The following is a 215-nucleotide window of genomic DNA, read 5'->3' as shown; positions in this document are numbered from 1 at the left end:
TTGTGGTAATTTAGTTGTTGATAGCCCTTGAAAGAAGGTAATTGCTGTCACCATCGTGACACCAGGCGTAAGTACTGCGCCTATTGTTGCACTGTTAAGTTGGTTAATGTGGGGTAATGAACGAGGTTCCGCGACAACAGTGACAGTACACAGTTCGCTTAATGGCACCATGTCATTATTTATAGCACGCACATATAAATCACCGAATTGATCAG

1 protein-coding gene is annotated in these 215 nt (G+C 42.8%); it reads right to left on the bottom strand.

Features of this window, described 5'->3' with window-relative positions; all coding sequences use genetic code 11:
* On the bottom strand, positions 1-215 hold a 215-nt coding region (locus tag V6255_RS18800; protein WP_341629465.1), incomplete at both ends, for a hypothetical protein.

Origin of the sequence: Psychromonas arctica, from assembly GCF_038155225.1 — a bacterium.
Classification (GTDB): domain Bacteria; phylum Pseudomonadota; class Gammaproteobacteria; order Enterobacterales; family Psychromonadaceae; genus Psychromonas; species Psychromonas arctica_B.
The sequence above is the reverse complement of the archived record's forward strand: the minus strand, read 5'-3'. Positions and strand labels throughout refer to the sequence as shown.